The organism is Chitinophaga sp. MM2321 (assembly GCF_964033635.1).
Classification (GTDB): Bacteria; Bacteroidota; Bacteroidia; order Chitinophagales; family Chitinophagaceae; genus Chitinophaga.
Genome location: NZ_OZ035533.1, coordinates 4,330,696 through 4,348,528 on the forward strand (window position 1 = coordinate 4,330,696; position 17,833 = coordinate 4,348,528).

A 17,833-nucleotide genomic window follows, 5' to 3' on the forward strand; every position below is an offset into this window, starting at 1 on the left:
TTAAAAATTAATATTCAGGCCAACAGAATACACTTTGCTCAACGGGTAAATTTTTCCCGGAGCAGAGCCGCCCACCAACGTTTCCGGATCAAACATCTCTGCCAGGTTTGTAACAGTGAGCAGGTTCTCCCCTGTGATAAATACGTTGAGCTTTTTCAGCTTTATCCTTTCACACAGATTTACCGGCAACGCATAATTGAGCGTAAGATTTTTTAAGCGGAGATAAGCGGCATTTTGCAGGTACCTGTCTGACACCTGCTGTGTTTTGTTGACGTATGAATTGATGGAACCTACCGGTGACGCATATGGGTTGGGATAATAGGCGTTTGGATTTTCAGGTGTCCAGTAATCCAGGTGCTGCTTAAACACAGTTACCTGCGCCAGTGATCCGGAGCCCCAGAAGTAAGCATCTGTTGTTTGCGGTGCAAAATCCATCTTACCTATTCCCTGCCAGATCATCGACAGGGTAAGCCTTTTCCAGGAAAGGGAACCATTTACGGAATAGGAATAACGCGGTGTACTGTTACCAATGATCGTCATATCACCCATATCTCCTTCCTTGTTGGCGCCGCGGTTTATTTTGCCGTCATTGTTCAGGTCAATATATTTTACATCTCCCGGCAGCCAGTCTCTCGCAGATAAAAAAGAACGGTCGAGCTGATTATACTCCGCTGCTTCATGTTCATCCTGTATTAATCCTGATGCCCGGTATCCCCAGATCTCTCCGGCTGCTTTACCTTCATACCAGGAATTGGCAGGATCTGATTTGGTAGGATTCTGGTACTTTGTTACGACTGATTTATAATCTGCCACGAGTGCACCTGCTGTATAGGTAATATCATTACTGATACGGCCTTTCCAGCTGAGCGATAATTCCCATCCACGGGTACGCAGATCCGCGTTATTACTTAAAGGAGGCGTAGCACCGTACATATCGGCAACATCCAGTGTGGGGCCCAACATATCGCGGGTGTTACGCTGGTATACATCGAAGCTACCGGAAAGGCGGCCTTGTAATGCCATGAAATCCAGCCCTACGTTGGTGTTCTCAATTTTCTCCCAGGTAATGAACGGATTAAAGGAACCCGGCAGTTGAATATAGGATTCACGACCGGTGTTGTAGTACCAGTTGCCACCGCTACCGATGCCCGGCACCACCACATTCATATTTTCTGAAAAGGAATAAAGTCCCGCACCGGCCTGATTACCGAGGAAACCATAAGACCCGCGGATCTTCAGCAGATCCAGCCAGGGAGCGATATCCTGTATAAAATTCTCTTTGCTGATATTATAACCGGCAGAAAAGGAAGGAAAAAATCCCCACCTGCTGTCTGTAGCAAAACGGGAAGAGCCATCATATCGGCCATTTACTTCTGCCAGGAATTTTTCTTTATAGTTGTAGGCCAGTCTGCCGAAGAAGCCCTGCGTAGCCCAATGGGTACGGCTTTCCGTTACCAGCTTGGTACCGGTAGCCAGGTTGATACCGGGACGTTCGTTGCTGATCAGATCCTGTGCACTGGCAGATAAACTTTTATATTGATTGGACTCCTGCTGAAAACCAGCTGTCAGTTCAAAGTTATGTGTATCATGTAGCGAGTAAGCATAGGTACTGTAGATATTGGGAGAAATATAGAGCGTATTCATCATATCGCGCGAATAGCTGCCTTTGGGCGGAATATTGTACTCGGCCCTGTTCACCATAATAGGCGTGCCATCGATCCCGTAAATAGTACCCGGCAGTTTCAGCGCAGAAGCTTCAGTATTCAGCTGACTGAGGTTTACGTCCACAAATATTTTCCAGTTCTTTAATGGTGTGATCTCCACACCTGTCAGCAATGCCAGCTTCGTGTTATCCGTTTGTGATTTGGAGCCGGATTGCAGGTAAGGAATCATGGATTGTTCTGTCCAGTTACCATTCAGGTCATACGCCGATACGTTGGGCCGCATACGCGCCAGGTTATGAAAGATCATGTCTTCAAATCCTGCGAAAGGTGTTTCAAAACTGGACTTCGTATATTTTGTATTCGCCTTGATCTTTATCCAGCTTGCCAACTGGGAAGTTACGCTGGCGTTGAAATTGTAACGTTTAAAATCAATATCGGCAAAGCGCAGGGTGCCGCCTTCGCCGTAGTAACCACCGGATACATAAAACTGTGTAGCCTGGTTACCACCACTTAAACTGATATTATGATTTTGCCGGAAAGCATAGGGTTTGTAGTGCAGCTTAAACCAGTTGGTGTTGGCCACACCATTTGAACTGTTTTCCCAGTCAGCATAATTGTTGCTGTTTACTTCCGGGAATACAGACATGTTGCTGGGGTCTTTTATATACTGTTCCAGCAAAGCCAGCTTGGCATCTGTGTATTGTTTGGTGCCCAATGCATTGAAGGTAGCGGCATTGAAATATTTTGCAAACTCCAGTGAATTCACCATGTCCGGTAATTTAATGGGAGAAGTGAGTCCTGCGTTTGAGGAATAGTTGATCAGGGTTTTGCCGGATGTTCCTCTTTTTGTGGTAACGAGTATTACGCCGTAAGCAGCCCTGGAACCATATATCGCGGAAGCCGCCGCATCTTTCAGTACCGAAATCGATTCTATATCATTCGGGTTTACATCGGAGAGTGGCATCTCCAATCCATCTACCAGTACATAAGGTTTATCTGTTCCGCTCAGGTTGCCCATACCTCTCACATTCAGGCCAAAGCTCTGACCGGGTTTGGTGTTGCCGCTTACATTCACGTTTAGTCCGGGTACCATTCCCTGCAGGCTTTGCGTGGCATCTACCACCGGCCTGGTTTCGAGATCAGCACCTCTTACCACGGAAACGGCGCCTGTCAGGTTTACTTTCTTTTGTGTGCCGTAACCTACCACCACTACCTGGTTGAGCGAAGAGGTCTGCTCCTTCAGCGATACATTTACCGTACTGTTATTTTGTACCGCTACTTCCTGTGTGATGTAACCGATGTAGCTGAAAACAAGCACGCTGTTGTCGCCGGGTACCGTCAAAGAAAACTTCCCCGTTGCATCCGTTACCACGCCAATGCTGGTGCCTTTCAGTTTGATGCTGACACCTAACAGCGGTTGTCCCTTTTCATCTGTTACTGATCCGGTTACTTTCCGGTTCTGTAGCGGACTTTCCGGAGTAACAGCTGTCTTTCTTTTTATCACCACTGTTTTGTTGTGAATGACATAAGTAAGATCCTGGTTTGATAAACATTTTTCGAGGACGCTGGAAAGGTCGGTATTCTTTACCTGGATGTTTACTTTCCCGGTATTGTGCAGCGCCTGGGAGCTGTACAGGAAATCGTAGCCGCTCTGTGCTTTGAGTTGCCCGAATACTTCCTCCAGGGTAGCATCGCGGGCAGACAGGCTTACTTTCTGGGCATAGGATGCAGCATTTACCTGCACCATGAACACTAACAGGAAAATAAATGAAAACTTCATTTTCAGTAATGGCTTCGTATAGGCGTAGCCGTACTTCCTGCGTGTGAATAACACGGACTTCTTGAGCATTTTGGTTGTTTGGTTATAGGTTTTATAATTCTCTTTATGGCAAAACGATCACTTTATTTCCTTCAATATTGAAATGTACATCTCCTGTCAGTTCCAGTGTTTCCAGCAGTTCGGTGAGACTACTGAAACGGGCTACTGACCCTCCGAAATTTTTATGGCTGATATCTGTTTTGTATACTACTTCCACATCGTAATACCGCACTATTTTCTTCATGATGCTTTCCAGGTTTTCATCATTAAAAACAAAGTATCCGTTTTTCCAGGCTACCGCTTCCACAGTATTGGCCTGCTGTACCTGGATATCTGTACGCTGGTAGCTGGCGATGGCCGCCTGTCCGGGTGCGAGCAGCACTTCCTTTTTCTCCCTGCAGACTTTCACGCTGCCCTGCATCAGGGTTGTTTTCACAAAAGGTTCATCTGTATATGCCATCACATTAAAATGTGTGCCCAGTACTTTTACGGCTACCCCGTTGGCGGTTACCATAAATGGTTGTTGTGCATTGGCGGCTATTTCAAAATAGGCTTCGCCGGTAAGTGTCACGTTTCTTTCAGCGCCCTGGAAAGAAGTGGGGAATTTAATCTGCGAGGCGGCATTGAGCCATACGATGGAGCCATCCGGCAGTGTGAGCCTGAACTGCGCGCCCCGCGGCGTTGTGAGTGTATTAAATGCCGTTGCTGTTGCGCTGCCTTTCGCTTCATACCGCAGTTGCCCTTTTTGCTGGTATACGCTGACATTCCCCTGCCGGATCACCTGATTGCCAGTGCTGTCCAGTTGTACCACCGAACCATTTCCCAGCGTCAGTGTGGCTTTGTTATAACCCGGTACCGGTCCCTTGTATTCCTTTATGGTAGCCAATGGGTGGCGTGTTGTCTCCTGCGGGCGAAGTAAAAAATAGCTACTTACAGCTACGATAGCGCCCAGCAATGCGGCGGCAGCAGTGTATTTCCACCAGTACCGGGTTTTCATTTTCACGACGGGTGTTTCATCCGCCAGCAGCGCAGCATTGATATTATGCAGCATTCTTTCCCGCAGAGCAGCTTCTTCCTGTGGCAGCAATGTAACGGGCACATCATGCTGCAACCTGTGGTAACAGGCGTCCAGGAGACGGCGTTCTTCCGCTGTTGCAGTACCATCCAGGTAGCGGTTTACTAATTGTATAAAAAGGTCCTTTTCCATTGTTACGTCTTTAAGTACCAAAAAGGGAGGTGTACCCTACGGCAGGAACAGATTTTTTTTTAAATCATGGATAGAACAAGGTGGGAGATAAATATCAGCTGATCCTGGCCAGGAGGAGCAGTAACAGTGCCTTACCCAGGCCGGTGCGGAAATGTCTTAATGAAAAGGACATTTTTTTCTCAACGGTTTTAACAGAGATATGCAGCCTGGTGGCGATTTCGAGGTAGGTAAGCCCCTCTTCCCGGCTCAACCGGAAGATCTCCCTGCAATCGTCGGGGAGGGTACCGGTAAGGCGGGCAAATATTGCCTGCATCTCTTTACCCAGCAGGGGGTCTTCTTTTATAATAACTGCCGTAACATGTTGTAACCGTTCATAGAACTGGCCATCCGCCTTATTATTACGGATGGCTTTCAGTACCTGGAACTTTACGGCTTTGGCAAGGTAGGCTTTCAGGTGTTCGATTTCCAGCTCATTACGCCGCCGCCACAGGGATATAAACACCTCCTGTACCAGGTCTTCCGCCAGCGGGCCCTGTTGCAGAATACTCATGGCGGTACTGTACAAAGGTTGCCAGTACCGGTTGTAAATTCCGGTAAATGCTTCTTCTTCGTTGTTTTTAAGTCGTTGTAGTAATATGATGTCAGTCAGCTCCTCCATCCCCGTAAATACGTGTTCACTATAAAGAAATAGTTGGTTGATCCGTCCAAATATAAAAATAATCCAGTGATATGATGGGCGGAAGTAATTGAAAAAGGCTATTTTCGTTTTGTCGTGGATTTAATAGCAGCTATAAAACAGGGGGACGAATTGTCGTTTGAGCAGGCGTATATTAGTTGCCGCGGAAAAGTGTATGGCTATTTTTTAAAGAAAACAAAGTCTGAGGAAGAAGCAAAAGACCTGTTGCAAACTACCTTCCTGAAATTATGGCAATACCGCCATTCCCTCTCCGAACATTACTCGCTCGACCAGCATTTATTCAATATTGCCCGCACTGTTTTTATTGATGCTATCCGAAAACAAAGCAGGTCGTTCCGCGCCACTGCTGTATCCGACGATACCAGCCAGGTAGAGGACCCCGCCGGTGATAATGCCGATGAACGGGATATCAACAGGCGTTTGCACAAACTCCTGGAAAAGATGCCGGCAGTTCAAAAGAAAGCATTTGTATTGAACCGCCTGCAAGGTTATTCCTATAAAGAAATAGCCACCCATCTCTCCATCTCTGTAAAAGCGGTTGATAACCATATTGCCAAAGCGGTAAGACAACTGAAAAAATATCTTCATTTGATCATCCTTCTCTTATGCAGTCATTTTTTCAAATAAAAAATAACACACAATCATCTCATTATAAATTAATTATACATTAAGTAGAAATAAATTTATTTAACGCGCAGGAGTTTTACCTTTTGCAGCGTATTACTTTATCAGAGGCCACTATTGAATAATGCAGATTTCAAAAGAACTAATAGAGAATTTTTTAAGCAAAGATTGCACTGCGGAAGAAGCAGCGCAGGTAAGTGAATATCTGAAAGATAATCCTGCACTGCTCAACGAATACCTGGGCCAACAGGAATGGGATGAAACAGTGGTAGCTGATAAAACGGAGGAATTCTGGCAGGAAAGCTGGAACATCATTCAACAGCAAAAGAAAAAAAGTGCCGTCATCATCCGTTTGAAACAGGTAGCCGTAGCTGCTTCCCTGGTGGGCGTTTTACTGACAGGCTATCTCTGGTTTACAGCAGATAAAGGTCAGGGAAACAAAGTGGCCATGGTGCAACCGAATTATAAAACGATCACCAATACCACCAACCAGGCGATGCGGATTATTTTGCCGGATAGCTCAGTGGTGGAGTTGTTGCCAACATCAATATTACGCTATGATGCGCCTTTTCAACAGGACAAAAGGAATATTTATTTAGAAGGAGAAGCACGGTTTAAAGTAGCGGGGGATGTAGCCAAACCATTTACAGTATTCAGCAATGCCATCGCTACTACCGCACTGGGCACCGAATTCGGGGTAACCGCCTTTCCCGGCGACAACAACATAAAAGTACATTTGTACCAGGGAAAAGTAGTGGTGAAATCTGCCGACAGTATGCAGGTAAGATTAAACAAAGACTACTACCTCCTGCCAGGTGATGAATTCAGTTACAACCGGATCACCGGTATCGCCGCACTGATAACAGCAAAAGCAGCAAAACCAGTGGTGGCCGGCAAAAGCGTCACTGAAAATAATCAGGCCAGTGTATCCAACTGGTATATGTTCGACAACCAGGACCTGGCCCACGTATTTGACCAGTTAGCAGACATATATAATGTGCCACTTTATTACAACCAGGCAGATGTGAAAGGAATGAATTTTATCGGCAGGATTGAAAAAGCGGATTCTCTTGTGAATATTTTAAAAGATATCGCATTACTGAACAATCTCTCCGTTACAAAAACGGGTAAGGGGTATACCATAAAAAAGAAATAATCACTTAATACAGGATAGCAACAGGAGTTGAAATGCCACTGCAGGGCATAACAGGAGTCCTTTGCCTATAATTTAAATCAAAAACAACTACACGTGCGAAAAAGACTTTCTTTATCAACCAGGCTGCTACCGTTTTTATGTTCGGTATTCGTATTAGTACATTCAATGGCCATGGCACAGGAGCGGACAGGCAGTGTGAGAGGCATTATCAGGGACGAAGCGGGGAAAACAATGCCCTATGTAAGCGTTCTTGCCAAAAACAACACCACCAACCTTAGTTCCGGTGCACAAACAGATTCTAACGGGGTATTCATCTTCTCCCGGTTACCGGTAAATGGCAGTTATACCTTTACCATCAGTTATATCGGTTATGAAACCCAAACACTGGCGAATTATACTTTAAAAGCGGGAGAATCTACTTCTCTCCTGGTAAAACTGAAGACCAGTACCTCCGCTTTAAATGAAGTGATTGTGGTAGGTTATGGTACCCAGCGGAAAACAGATCTCACCGGTTCCATCGCTACCATTAATCAGAAAGATCTTACACAGGGCGTTAACAACAACGCCATACAAGCCGTTAATGGTAAGGCCGCGGGCGTGTATGTGAGCCAGTCCAGCTCCGCACCCGGTGGTGGTGTGAATATCAGGATAAGAGGCGCCGGCTCTATCAACAGCGGCAACGATGTACTGGTGGTAGTTGATGGACTATCCAACGTAGACCCTTCGTCTATCAGTCCGGATGATATTGAATCCATACAGGTATTGAAAGATGCCAGTTCCGCCGCTATCTACGGCTCCAGGGCGGCCAACGGCGTGGTACTCATCACCACAAAGAAAGGGACCGCAGGAAAAGCCGCCATTACCTACAGCGGCTATATAGGCGTACAAAAGATTGCCAAAAAACTGGATATGCTGGATGCACCACAATACATGAACGTATTGAATGAGTTGTCAGCAGCACAGAACCAACCGGCCGTCTTTACACAAAAACAAATTGACTCTATCGGCAACGGTACCGACTGGCAGGATGAAATTTTCAAAACAGCGATTGCGCAAAATCATCAGCTGTCCTTCTCCGGCGGATCGGCTACCAATAAATACTATGTAGGATTAAACTATTTTAATCAGCAGGGTATTTTGCTGAATACCGGTTATGAAAAATACAATGCCCGTATTAATTATGAGATCAGACCGTCAGACAAGTTTAACATGCTGCTGTCTGCCAACCTCACAAGATCCAATAACAGTAAGCCTTACGGCGAAACCTCCTTCAATGAAAATGCAGGTGCTATCAACACCGCATTGAATTTTGATCCTACTGTTACACCGGACAAAGATGCAGATGGCAGGTATCGTTTTAACCCGCTTATCTCCATGGAAAATCCTTTAGCCGTGGTTAACGGGATCACACAAAAAAGAATCACCAATAATAATTACGGAACAGTTATCGCAAACTACACGCCCATAAAAGACCTGACCTTTACGGCTCGTCTGGGTGTGGACATTCTCAATTACCGGGATGATTATTATAACAGCCGCATCACCCAGCTGGGGCTTTCTGCCGGTGGAATAGGTACTATCACGAACCAGGAAAACACTCACTGGATCATGGAATACCTGGCTAAATATGATAAGAAGTTCAACGACCACAGCTTCTCTTTATTACTGGGTACCACTACGGAAAGATACGACTACAAAAGTTCTATGGCTGGCAGCCGTAACTTTTTATCAGACATCACCAACACCAATTTGTTGCAGAGTGGCGATGGTATCAACGGCGACAATGTATCCAGTTCCCGCACTTCCAATAAATTGAATTCTTACCTGGGCCGGTTGAATTACAACTACCAGGATAAATATTTATTAACCGCTTCCTTCAGATCAGATGGTACTTCCCGCTTCTCTGATAAACATAAATACGCCCTCTTTCCTTCCGCCGCAGTAGGATGGAATATTTATAAAGAAGCATTTATGCAAAGTGCCAAAGCTATTTCCAACCTGAAACTGCGCTTTGGTTACGGACAAATAGGCAACCAGGCTATCGACAACTTCGCCACTCAGCAAACATATATTGCCGGCGGGAAAGCCGTATTTGGTGATAACCTGTACCAGGGTGCTGAACCAGCCAGGTTCCCGAACGAAGACCTGAGATGGGAAACAACAGAAGAATACAATCTCGGACTCGATTTCGGTTTCTTTAACGACCGGATCTACGGTGCCATAGAAGTCTACGTAAAAAATTCCAGGGATCAGCTATTCAGCAAACCCATTCCTGCCTTTACCGGCTTCTCTTCGCAGGTTGTGAATTTCGGAAGTGTGCAGAATACCGGAATGGATATTCAGATCAACACAAAAAATATCGTGAAAAAGAATTTCACCTGGGAAAGCGGTATGTCAGCTTCCTTCCTCAAAAACAAGGTGACTGAATTACCTGGTTTTATTCCGCAGGTACTGACCGGCGCCTTTGCCTTTATCCCCAACTTCGCCCTTGTACAAACAGGTCTGCCGATCTACTCCTACTATGGATATGAAGTAACCGGCATCTTCCAGAACGACCAGGAAGCCGCTGCTTCCGGACAGGCAGGTGCAAAAGCAGGTGATCCTATCTTTAAAGACCAGGACGGCAACAAGGTGATCAATCCAAACGACCGGAAAGTACTGGGTAGCCCTTTACCAAAATTCACCTGGGGTTTTACCAACAACTTTAATTACAAACGTTTCACACTAAATGTACTGTTACTGGGTGTACAAGGTATTTCTACCCTGGATGCCAACGTAATAGAATCTATTTATCCCATCAACTTCCAGCGTAACCACATGGCAAAATATTACCTGGACAGATGGACACCTGAAAACACAACAGCAAAATATCCTTCCGGCATCAACGCTTCCAGGTATGGCGGGCAATACTCCGTAAACTCCTATACCGTGCAGGATGTTTCCTTCCTGCGCCTTAAAACGGTGACGCTTGGCTACGATATACCCGTGAAGAATAATACTATAAAAGGATTGTATGCTTACCTCGCTGCGGACAACCTGTTCACCATCACTAATTACGACGGCTATGATCCCGATGCAAATGCACTCGGAACAAGCGTTACAAAAGTGAGCCAGAATAGTTATCCATTAACAAAAGTGTTCAGGCTCGGTGTTAAAGTGAATTTTTAAACGTATCCGCAGGTAAGATCTATCATCATAACATTATAAAAATACAGGGATGAAACAGGAAAAATTATTTGTTTACTTATCAATTTTTACACTTGCAATTATGTTTGGCAGTTGTAAAAAGTTTTTGAAAGAAGACATTTATACACAATACGATCCGGCATCTTTTACCAATACCGTAGATGGTTTTGAAAAGGTGTTAAATGGCGCCTACAGCCAGTTACAGGTAAGAGACTACGCCGCCAGGAATGACATGTACTGCTTCGGCGAATTCTGTACCGATGAAATGCTGGAAACAGGCGGTGGCTTTGAAGCACAGGCAAAAGACTTTATCAACTTTACCTGGAACGCTACCAACGACTTCTTTAATACTTCCTGGACAAAGTCGTACGCAGCTGTAAGGGATGCAAATGTTATCCTCGACAACAAAGATAACAACAGCGGCATTCCGGCCGACAAGCTGAAAGGATTTGTGGCAGAAGCAAGATTTATCAGGGCAGCCGCTTACAGTTACATGTATAATTTCTTTGGACCGGTACCGCTTATTACCAGCACAAAGAATGTAAATGCAGAACAAGCCAGGGCTACTGATGATGAGATTAAAAAGTTCATCATCGACGAGCTCACCGCAGCTGCACAGGATTTGCCGGTGACCCAGGCCATACGTGGCAGGGCCACCAAAGGCGCTGCACTGGCGGTATTGACCAAATTTTACTTAAACACACGCCAATGGCAGGAAAGCGCCGATGCAGCAAAACAGATCATCGACTTGTCTGCTTACAGTTTGTTCCCGGATATCAGCAGGCTCTTTGCAGTGGAGAATGAAAATAATGCCGAGTACATTTACACATTCCCCTGTATCAACCAGTCTGGTTATGGCAACATTGTGATGGCACATACTTTCCCCGCCTCTTATCCTATTCAGACCAACTGGATTATTTTCGGCGCACAATTCAAACTGTATACCAGCTTCGTGGATACCTTTGAGCCTGCCGACAAAAGGTTCAAAATGATCCTGACGGAGTATACGGATACAAAAGGCACCCATCATGAAATGGTGCGGGATGCCACCGGCAAAAGCCTGGACAATGCAAGGTCGTTTAAGTTTGTGCCTGACCCGAATGGGTTATCAGCTGATATGGGAAATGATATTCCGGTAATCAGGTATGCCGATATATTGCTGTCAAGAGCAGAAGCATTAAATGAACTGAATGGCGCCACTATCGCATCTATTGATCTTATCAACGAGGTAAGGAACAGGGCAGGCGTTGCAGACATCAAACTGGCGGCTTATCCTTCCAAAGAAAAGTTGCGCGATTTTATACTGGAAGAAAGAGGCCGTGAATTTTTTGCAGAAGGAAAGAGAAGGGAAGACCTGATCAGGATGGGTAAATTCATCTCCGGTGCAAAAGCAAGAGGCGTGAATGCAAAAGACTATCATGTTTTGTATCCTATTCCGCAAAGAGAAATTGATGCAGACAAAAACCTGGCACAGAACGGCGAATATTAATCGTCAATCGCACATTAATAGATAAAGAATGATCAACAGGCTTTTATTACTTGCCGGGCTGCTTATTGCCTGCTGTGCGCAGGCGCAGGTATTACCCAATGCCAGACAGGCAGCCTGGCAACAAGCATCACTCGGCGTCGTATTTCATTACGATCTGCATATTTTTGATAAAGAAAAATATAATCAGACAACAAACAGGATTACACCGGTAGCTGATTATAATATTTTTAATCCTGCTGCGCTGAATACAGATCAGTGGGTGAAAGCAGCCAAAGATGCCGGTGCACGTTTCGCTATACTGACCGTTACACACGAAACAGGTTTTGCATTATACCAGTCTGATGTAAACCCCTATTGCCTGAAAGCCTTAAAATGGAAAGACGGCAAAGGTGACATCGTAGCTGATTTCGTGGCTTCCTGCCGGAAGTACGGCATTGAGCCGGGCTTGTATATCGGCATCCGCTGGAATGCTTTTTTAGGCGTGCATGATTTTAAAGTACAGGGTGGCGACAGCCTGTTCCGGCAGCAACGGCAACAGTATTACAACCGGCTTTGTGAAGGGATGGTGAAAGAACTGTGTACCCGTTACGGCAAATTATTTGAGATATGGTTTGATGGCGGCGCTTCAGACCCTGCACTGGGCGCTCCCGACGTACTGCCCATTGTGCAGCAATACCAGCCAGATTGTTTATTTTACTGGAATGCACAACTGTCTGATGCCAGGTGGGGTGGTTCTGAAACCGGTACAGTAGGTTATCCCTGCTGGTCTACCTTCCCTTATCCGAGTATGCTCACAGACCGGTATCCTGCCATCAGTACCAACAATTTTTACCTCGCAAAACATGGTGATGAAAACGGTAAATACTGGGTACCGGCCATGGCAGATGCACCGCTGCGGGGCTACAATGGCCGCCACGAGTGGTTCTGGGAGCCTGGTGACGAAGCGCATATCTATCCTTTATCAGACCTGGTGGATATGTACTACCGGTCAGTTGGACGCAATTCCACCCTGATACTGGGTATTACACCTGATACCACGGGCCTGGTCCCTGCTCCGGACGTTGCGCGTTTAAAAGATTTCGGCGACGAAATAAAAAAACGTTTTGATGCGCCTTTAAAAGAAACAAAAGGAACCGGCAAAGTGATGGACCTGGTTTTTTCCACAACGCAACCCATAAACCAGGTAACGATCAGTGAAGATATTACCAAAGGAGAACGCGTACGGTCTTATACCGTACAGGCAAAAGTGAAAGGTCGCTGGAAAAATATCTGTACAGGAACAGCGATAGGAAATATGCGGATACAAACTTTTCCTGCAGTAACTGCCAGCGCCCTCCGGTTGCAGATAGTCACCAGCACGGACAAGCCGGTCATTCAATCTTTCAGGGCCTATCTTGTTGATGATAGCAGCCTAAAAATCAATACTGACAAAGATTAGCGGGTAATCCCGCTGATCTTCTACCGTAAAAAAATATTCAGATGAAAGCAAAATTAAAAATCGGTGGTGTATGTGCTGCGTTGCTCGTCAGCTGTAGTACAATGGCGCAACAGCCCGCACAAAAATCACCCAATGTGATCTTTTTCCTGGTAGATGATATGGGCTGGCAGGATACCTCAGTACCTTTCTGGGACAGCGTGACCACTTCCAACAAAAAATTTCATACCCCCAGCATGGAACGGCTCGCCGCTACTTCCATGAAATTTACCAACGCATATGCGGCATCCGTGTGTACGCCTTCGCGGGTAAGTTTATTAACAGGTATGAATGTGGCCCGTCACCGTGTGAGCAACTGGATCCATCTAAGGAATAAACCGGTAGACCAAAAAGATAGTGTGCTGGACATCCCGGAATGGAATGTAAACGGACTGTCGCCTGAAAGTACCCAGGAGCGCAGCGTTCATGCCACCCCACTTCCACAGATCTTAAAAGACAACGGCTATTATACGATCCAATGTGGTAAAGCACACTTCGGTGCACATCAGACATTAGGTGCTGATCCGCTCAATTTAGGGTTTGTGAAAAATATCGGCGGTAGCGCAGCAGGCAATCCCGCTTCCTACTTCGCCGAAAAAGATTTTGGATATAACCCTGACCGTTATATCGTGCAGGCAGATATTCCCGGCATGAAAAAATACTGGGGTACCGAAACTTTCCTGACAGAAGACCTCACACAGGAAGCCATGCTGGCAATGGATACCGCCCAATTAAAGCAACAGCCTTTCTTCCTGTACATGTCGCACTACGCGGTACATCTCCCCTATAATGCCGACAAAAGGTTTATCCAGAAATACCTGGATATGGGATTAACCAACCACGAAGCGGCGTATGCTGCCCTGGTAGAAGGTATGGATCAAAGCCTGGGCGAGCTGATGGACTATCTCGACAAACACGATCTAACCAGCAACACTATCATTATTTTCATGTCAGACAATGGCGGCTTCTCTCATCCTCCCCGGCAGGGTGCCCCCAACTCGCAGAATTATCCGTTGCGCGGTGGCAAAGGTTCCTTGTATGAAGGCGGTGTAAGAGAACCCATGATGGTGCGCTGGAACGGTGTTACCAAACCCGGAAGCGTTTCCAGTCAGTATATGATCATCGAAGATTTTTATCCTACTATCCTGGAAATGGCAGGAATAAAAAAGTATAAGACCGTACAGAAAGTAGATGGACAAAGCATCCGGCCGTATTTAAAAGATGCCGGTTTGCAGGATAATAAACGTGCGCTTGTATGGAATTTCCCCAACGATTGGGCTGGTGGCAACCTCGGCGTAGATAATTCCTGGATGACCGCTGTAAGACAAGGCGACTGGAAACTCATCTATTTTGAAAAATATGGCAGGCTGGAATTGTATAACCTGAAAGATGATATCAAAGAAGAACATGATCTCGCCAAAACAAATCCCGGCAAAACAAAAGAAATGGCAAAATTATTAACCCGGAAATTAAAGGGTTATGATGCGCAAATGCCGGTATACAGGGAAACGAATAAAGTAGTCCCATACCCGGACCAGGATTAAACAGATAAAAGGATTAACCGGATGGGCGTTTTGTTATATTTATAAAAAGATTGCCGGAGATAAAAGCGGGATGACGCTGATATCTCCGGCAATCTTTTTTATCTTTTTATACTTAACAAAACACCCATCCGGTTAATCCTTTTATCTGTTTAATCCTGGTTCTGGTTATCTTTGGCGGATGGATTATTTCAAAAAGCTACTGGATTTACTGAAGAAAGAGCGGGAAGAGGACCAGCAATCTTACCTGAAACTAACCGAAACCACCACTGTATCGCAGCGAAGGGCCAATGGCCTCACCTGGTATCCTATTGCCATCAGGGGTTCGGAAGTGGGCCGGGGAGACTATCTCACAGTAGAAGTGGAGCGTACCACGCACCAGGATATTGCTCATCAACTCCGTTTTGGCGTATCAGCAGTGCTTTTTTCCAACCATGATCCAAAAAAAGACCGCGTAGAAGGCACCATTACTTACCAGGGTGGCAACCGGCTTAAAATTACCTTACGCACCGAAGAATTGCCTGAATGGGCCAATGACGGAAAGTTAGGGATCGATCTGCTTTTTGATGACAACAGTTATGATGAAATGCAGAACGCCGTAAAACAGGCTGCCGTTCTCCACGAAAAAGCGGAAGAAGGCCGCCTGATAAAAATCCTGACAGGTGAAAAATCTCCCTCCTTTCAAACTGATATTCCTGCTTTTACAAATCAAAAATTAAATGCTTCGCAACAGGCGGCGGTAAATAAAATTTTGTCGGCCAATGACCTGGCTATTGTACACGGCCCTCCCGGTACCGGCAAAACCACTACCCTGGTGCAGGCCATCAAAGCCCTCATCAAACAGGAGCATCAGCAAATACTGGTAGTAGCGCCCAGTAATACCGCTGTTGACCTGCTGAGTGAAAAGTTATCGGATGAAGGACTCAATGTACTGCGTGTAGGCAATCCTGCACGGGTGTCGGAGCGGCTGATGTCATTGACGATGGATAGTAAAATGGCCGAGCATGCGCAGATGAAAGAAATCAAAAAGCTGAAGAAACAGGCCAACGAATTCAGGAATATGGCGCATAAATACAAACGCAGTTTTGGGAAAGCCGAACGCGAACAGCGCAAAGCCCTCTTTGATGAAGCGCATAAGATCATGAAAGAAGTAGGCAACACCGAACAATATATTATTGATGACCTGGTAGCCAAAGCACAGGTGATCACCGCCACACTCGTAGGCGCCAACCATTACACCGTGCGTAATGTCAAATATAAAACAGTGGTCATCGATGAAGCCGGACAGGCGCTTGAACCAGCCAGCTGGATTCCTGTTATAAAAGCGCAGAAAGTAATTTTAGCCGGCGATCATTGCCAGCTGTCGCCTACCGTAAAGTCGGAAGCAGCAGCCCGTAACGGATTAAGCACCACCCTCCTCGAAAAGTGTGTGGCCCTTCATCCGGAAGCCGTTGTTTTGCTGGAAGAACAATACCGCATGAACGAAATGATCATGGGTTATTCTGCTGCCATATTTTATGGAGATAAATTAAAAGCACATGCTTCCGTAGCACAGCATCTGTTATTTTCAACAGACACGCCCCTCGCTTTTATAGATACCGCCGGCTGTGGCTTTGAAGAAAAATCTGAAGGCACCAGCACCACCAATCCGGAAGAAGCCGCATTTCTATTCAAACATTTAACGCAGCTTGTGACGGAACTGGGTAGCCATTATCAACCAAAAGATTTTCCTACGATCGCTATTATCTCTCCCTACAAACAACAAATTCATATACTGAAGGAGCAGCTGTTACATTCACCGGTGCTACTGGCTTATGGAGATAAAATAGCGGTCAATACGATTGATAGTTTTCAGGGACAGGAGCGCGATATTGTATACATCAGCATGACGCGCAGCAATACAGAAGGCAAGATCGGCTTCCTCTCCGATATCCGCCGCATGAATGTAGCGATGACAAGGGCGCGGAAAAAGCTGGTGGTGATCGGTGATAGCGGCACCCTATCGCGCTTGCCGTTTTACGCTGATTTTATTACTTATACGGAGCATAAAGATGCTTATAAAAGTGCCTGGGAATTTGTAGATAATTAAATAATTCACAAACATGAAATGCCACCTGACGACCCGCAGGGTCATCCTGTTTTGCATAATAAGCCTCTTTACAGCTACCGGCATCAAAGGACAGGCATCCGGGCCCGCATTCAAAGTTATCGCCTTTTTCACGGCCAGGAACGACCAGGCGCATATCAGTTTCGTACATGAGGCCAACAAATGGTTTCCGGAAATAGCGAAACAATATCACTTCACTTATGATACCACCAGTAACTGGCATAACTTGAATGAACAGTTTCTGTCACAATACCAGGTGGTTCTTTTTTTGGATACCCGTCCCGATGATCCGGCGCAACGTGCAGCATTCAAAAAGTATATGGAAAATGGCGGCGCCTGGATGGGGTTTCATTTTGCCGGGTTCGCGCTTACTCCTTCTGATTTCCCGCAGAACTGGAACTGGTACCATGATACATTCATAGGCGCCGGCTCTTATGTCAGTAACACCTGGCGCCCTACGGCTGCCATTTTACGGGTGGAAGACCGGCAACACCCCGCCACAAAGGGCCTGCCGGAAACATTCAAATCTTCCCCGAATGAATGGTACCGTTGGTCCAACGACCTTCGTAAGAACCCCGACATCGACATCCTTTTATCCATTGATGCCAGCAGCTTTCCACTGGGCACCGGTCCAAAACAACAGGAAATATGGCATAGCGGCTATTACCCGGTTGTGTGGACAAATAAAAAATACAGGATGATGTATGTAAACATGGGGCATAATGATATTGACTACGAACACAAGACCAATAAAACGTTGTCTTTTACCTTTGCCAATGAAGTGCAGAATAAACTAATTATTAACAGCCTGCTGTGGCTGGGTGGCCGGAAGTAAGGTAAAAGCTACGGGCCTCCGTGGTGGAAACCCG

The 17,833-nt window shown here is 45.9% G+C and carries 11 protein-coding genes; 8 read left to right on the top strand and 3 right to left on the bottom strand.

Translation table 11 applies throughout. The annotated features are described in order from the left end of the window. The 3 genes from ABQ275_RS16725 to ABQ275_RS16735 form a co-directional block, all read right to left on the bottom strand. Window positions 1–3,513 carry a TonB-dependent receptor gene (locus tag ABQ275_RS16725; RefSeq protein WP_349314294.1) on the bottom strand — a complete coding sequence of 1,171 codons (3,513 nt, stop codon included), beginning with the start codon at window positions 3,511–3,513 and terminating at the stop codon, window positions 1–3. Between the two features lie 34 nt (window positions 3,514–3,547). Continuing rightward, window positions 3,548–4,690, bottom strand: a complete 1,143-nt coding sequence (locus tag ABQ275_RS16730; protein ID WP_349314295.1) for a FecR domain-containing protein — start codon at window positions 4,688–4,690, stop codon at window positions 3,548–3,550. Between the two features lie 94 nt (window positions 4,691–4,784). After that, window positions 4,785–5,348, bottom strand: a complete 564-nt coding sequence (locus tag ABQ275_RS16735) for an RNA polymerase sigma-70 factor (RefSeq protein ID WP_349314296.1) — start codon at window positions 5,346–5,348, stop codon at window positions 4,785–4,787. A 114-nt stretch (window positions 5,349–5,462) separates the two neighbouring features. On the opposite strand from ABQ275_RS16735, the gene ABQ275_RS16740 reads away from it, so the two are divergent. From ABQ275_RS16740 to ABQ275_RS16775, 8 genes are all read left to right on the top strand, one after another. Next, a complete protein-coding gene (locus ABQ275_RS16740) occupies window positions 5,463–6,014 on the top strand; it encodes a sigma-70 family RNA polymerase sigma factor (RefSeq protein WP_349314297.1) in 552 nt (183 codons plus the stop codon). Window positions 6,015–6,135: 121 nt separating this feature from the next. Beyond that, entirely contained in the window at window positions 6,136–7,167 is a 1,032-nt protein-coding gene (locus ABQ275_RS16745; RefSeq protein ID WP_349314298.1) for a FecR family protein, read from the top strand. 93 nt (window positions 7,168–7,260) lie between these two features. Continuing rightward, entirely contained in the window at window positions 7,261–10,335 is a 3,075-nt protein-coding gene (locus tag ABQ275_RS16750) for a TonB-dependent receptor (protein ID WP_349314299.1), read from the top strand. Window positions 10,336–10,459: 124 nt separating this feature from the next. Beyond that, entirely contained in the window at window positions 10,460–11,842 is a 1,383-nt protein-coding gene (locus ABQ275_RS16755) for a RagB/SusD family nutrient uptake outer membrane protein (RefSeq protein WP_349314300.1), read from the top strand. A gap of 28 nt (window positions 11,843–11,870) precedes the next feature. Further along, entirely contained in the window at window positions 11,871–13,280 is a 1,410-nt protein-coding gene (locus ABQ275_RS16760; protein WP_349314301.1) for an alpha-L-fucosidase, read from the top strand. A gap of 41 nt (window positions 13,281–13,321) precedes the next feature. Beyond that, on the top strand, window positions 13,322–14,860 hold the full coding sequence (locus ABQ275_RS16765; protein ID WP_349314302.1) for a sulfatase: 1,539 nt from the start codon (window positions 13,322–13,324) through the stop codon (window positions 14,858–14,860). A gap of 178 nt (window positions 14,861–15,038) precedes the next feature. After that, window positions 15,039–16,946, top strand: a complete 1,908-nt coding sequence (locus ABQ275_RS16770; protein WP_349314303.1) for an AAA domain-containing protein — start codon at window positions 15,039–15,041, stop codon at window positions 16,944–16,946. A 13-nt stretch (window positions 16,947–16,959) separates the two neighbouring features. Further along, a complete protein-coding gene (locus tag ABQ275_RS16775) occupies window positions 16,960–17,799 on the top strand; it encodes a ThuA domain-containing protein (protein WP_349314304.1) in 840 nt (279 codons plus the stop codon). Window positions 17,800–17,833 lie beyond the last annotated feature (34 nt).

What these genes read in the sequence shown, in the direction of transcription:
- ABQ275_RS16725 (WP_349314294.1), bottom strand. Translation starts at nt 3,513, where the DNA reads ATGCTCAAGAAGTCCGTGTTATTCACACGCAGGAAGTACGGCTACGCC.
- ABQ275_RS16730 (WP_349314295.1), bottom strand. Translation starts at nt 4,690, where the DNA reads ATGGAAAAGGACCTTTTTATACAATTAGTAAACCGCTACCTGGATGGT.
- ABQ275_RS16735 (WP_349314296.1), bottom strand. Translation starts at nt 5,348, where the DNA reads ATGGAGGAGCTGACTGACATCATATTACTACAACGACTTAAAAACAAC.
- ABQ275_RS16745 (WP_349314298.1), top strand. Translation starts at nt 6,136, where the DNA reads ATGCAGATTTCAAAAGAACTAATAGAGAATTTTTTAAGCAAAGATTGC.
- ABQ275_RS16760 (WP_349314301.1), top strand. Translation starts at nt 11,871, where the DNA reads ATGATCAACAGGCTTTTATTACTTGCCGGGCTGCTTATTGCCTGCTGT.
- ABQ275_RS16765 (WP_349314302.1), top strand. Translation starts at nt 13,322, where the DNA reads ATGAAAGCAAAATTAAAAATCGGTGGTGTATGTGCTGCGTTGCTCGTC.
- ABQ275_RS16770 (WP_349314303.1), top strand. Translation starts at nt 15,039, where the DNA reads ATGGATTATTTCAAAAAGCTACTGGATTTACTGAAGAAAGAGCGGGAA.
- ABQ275_RS16775 (WP_349314304.1), top strand. Translation starts at nt 16,960, where the DNA reads ATGAAATGCCACCTGACGACCCGCAGGGTCATCCTGTTTTGCATAATA.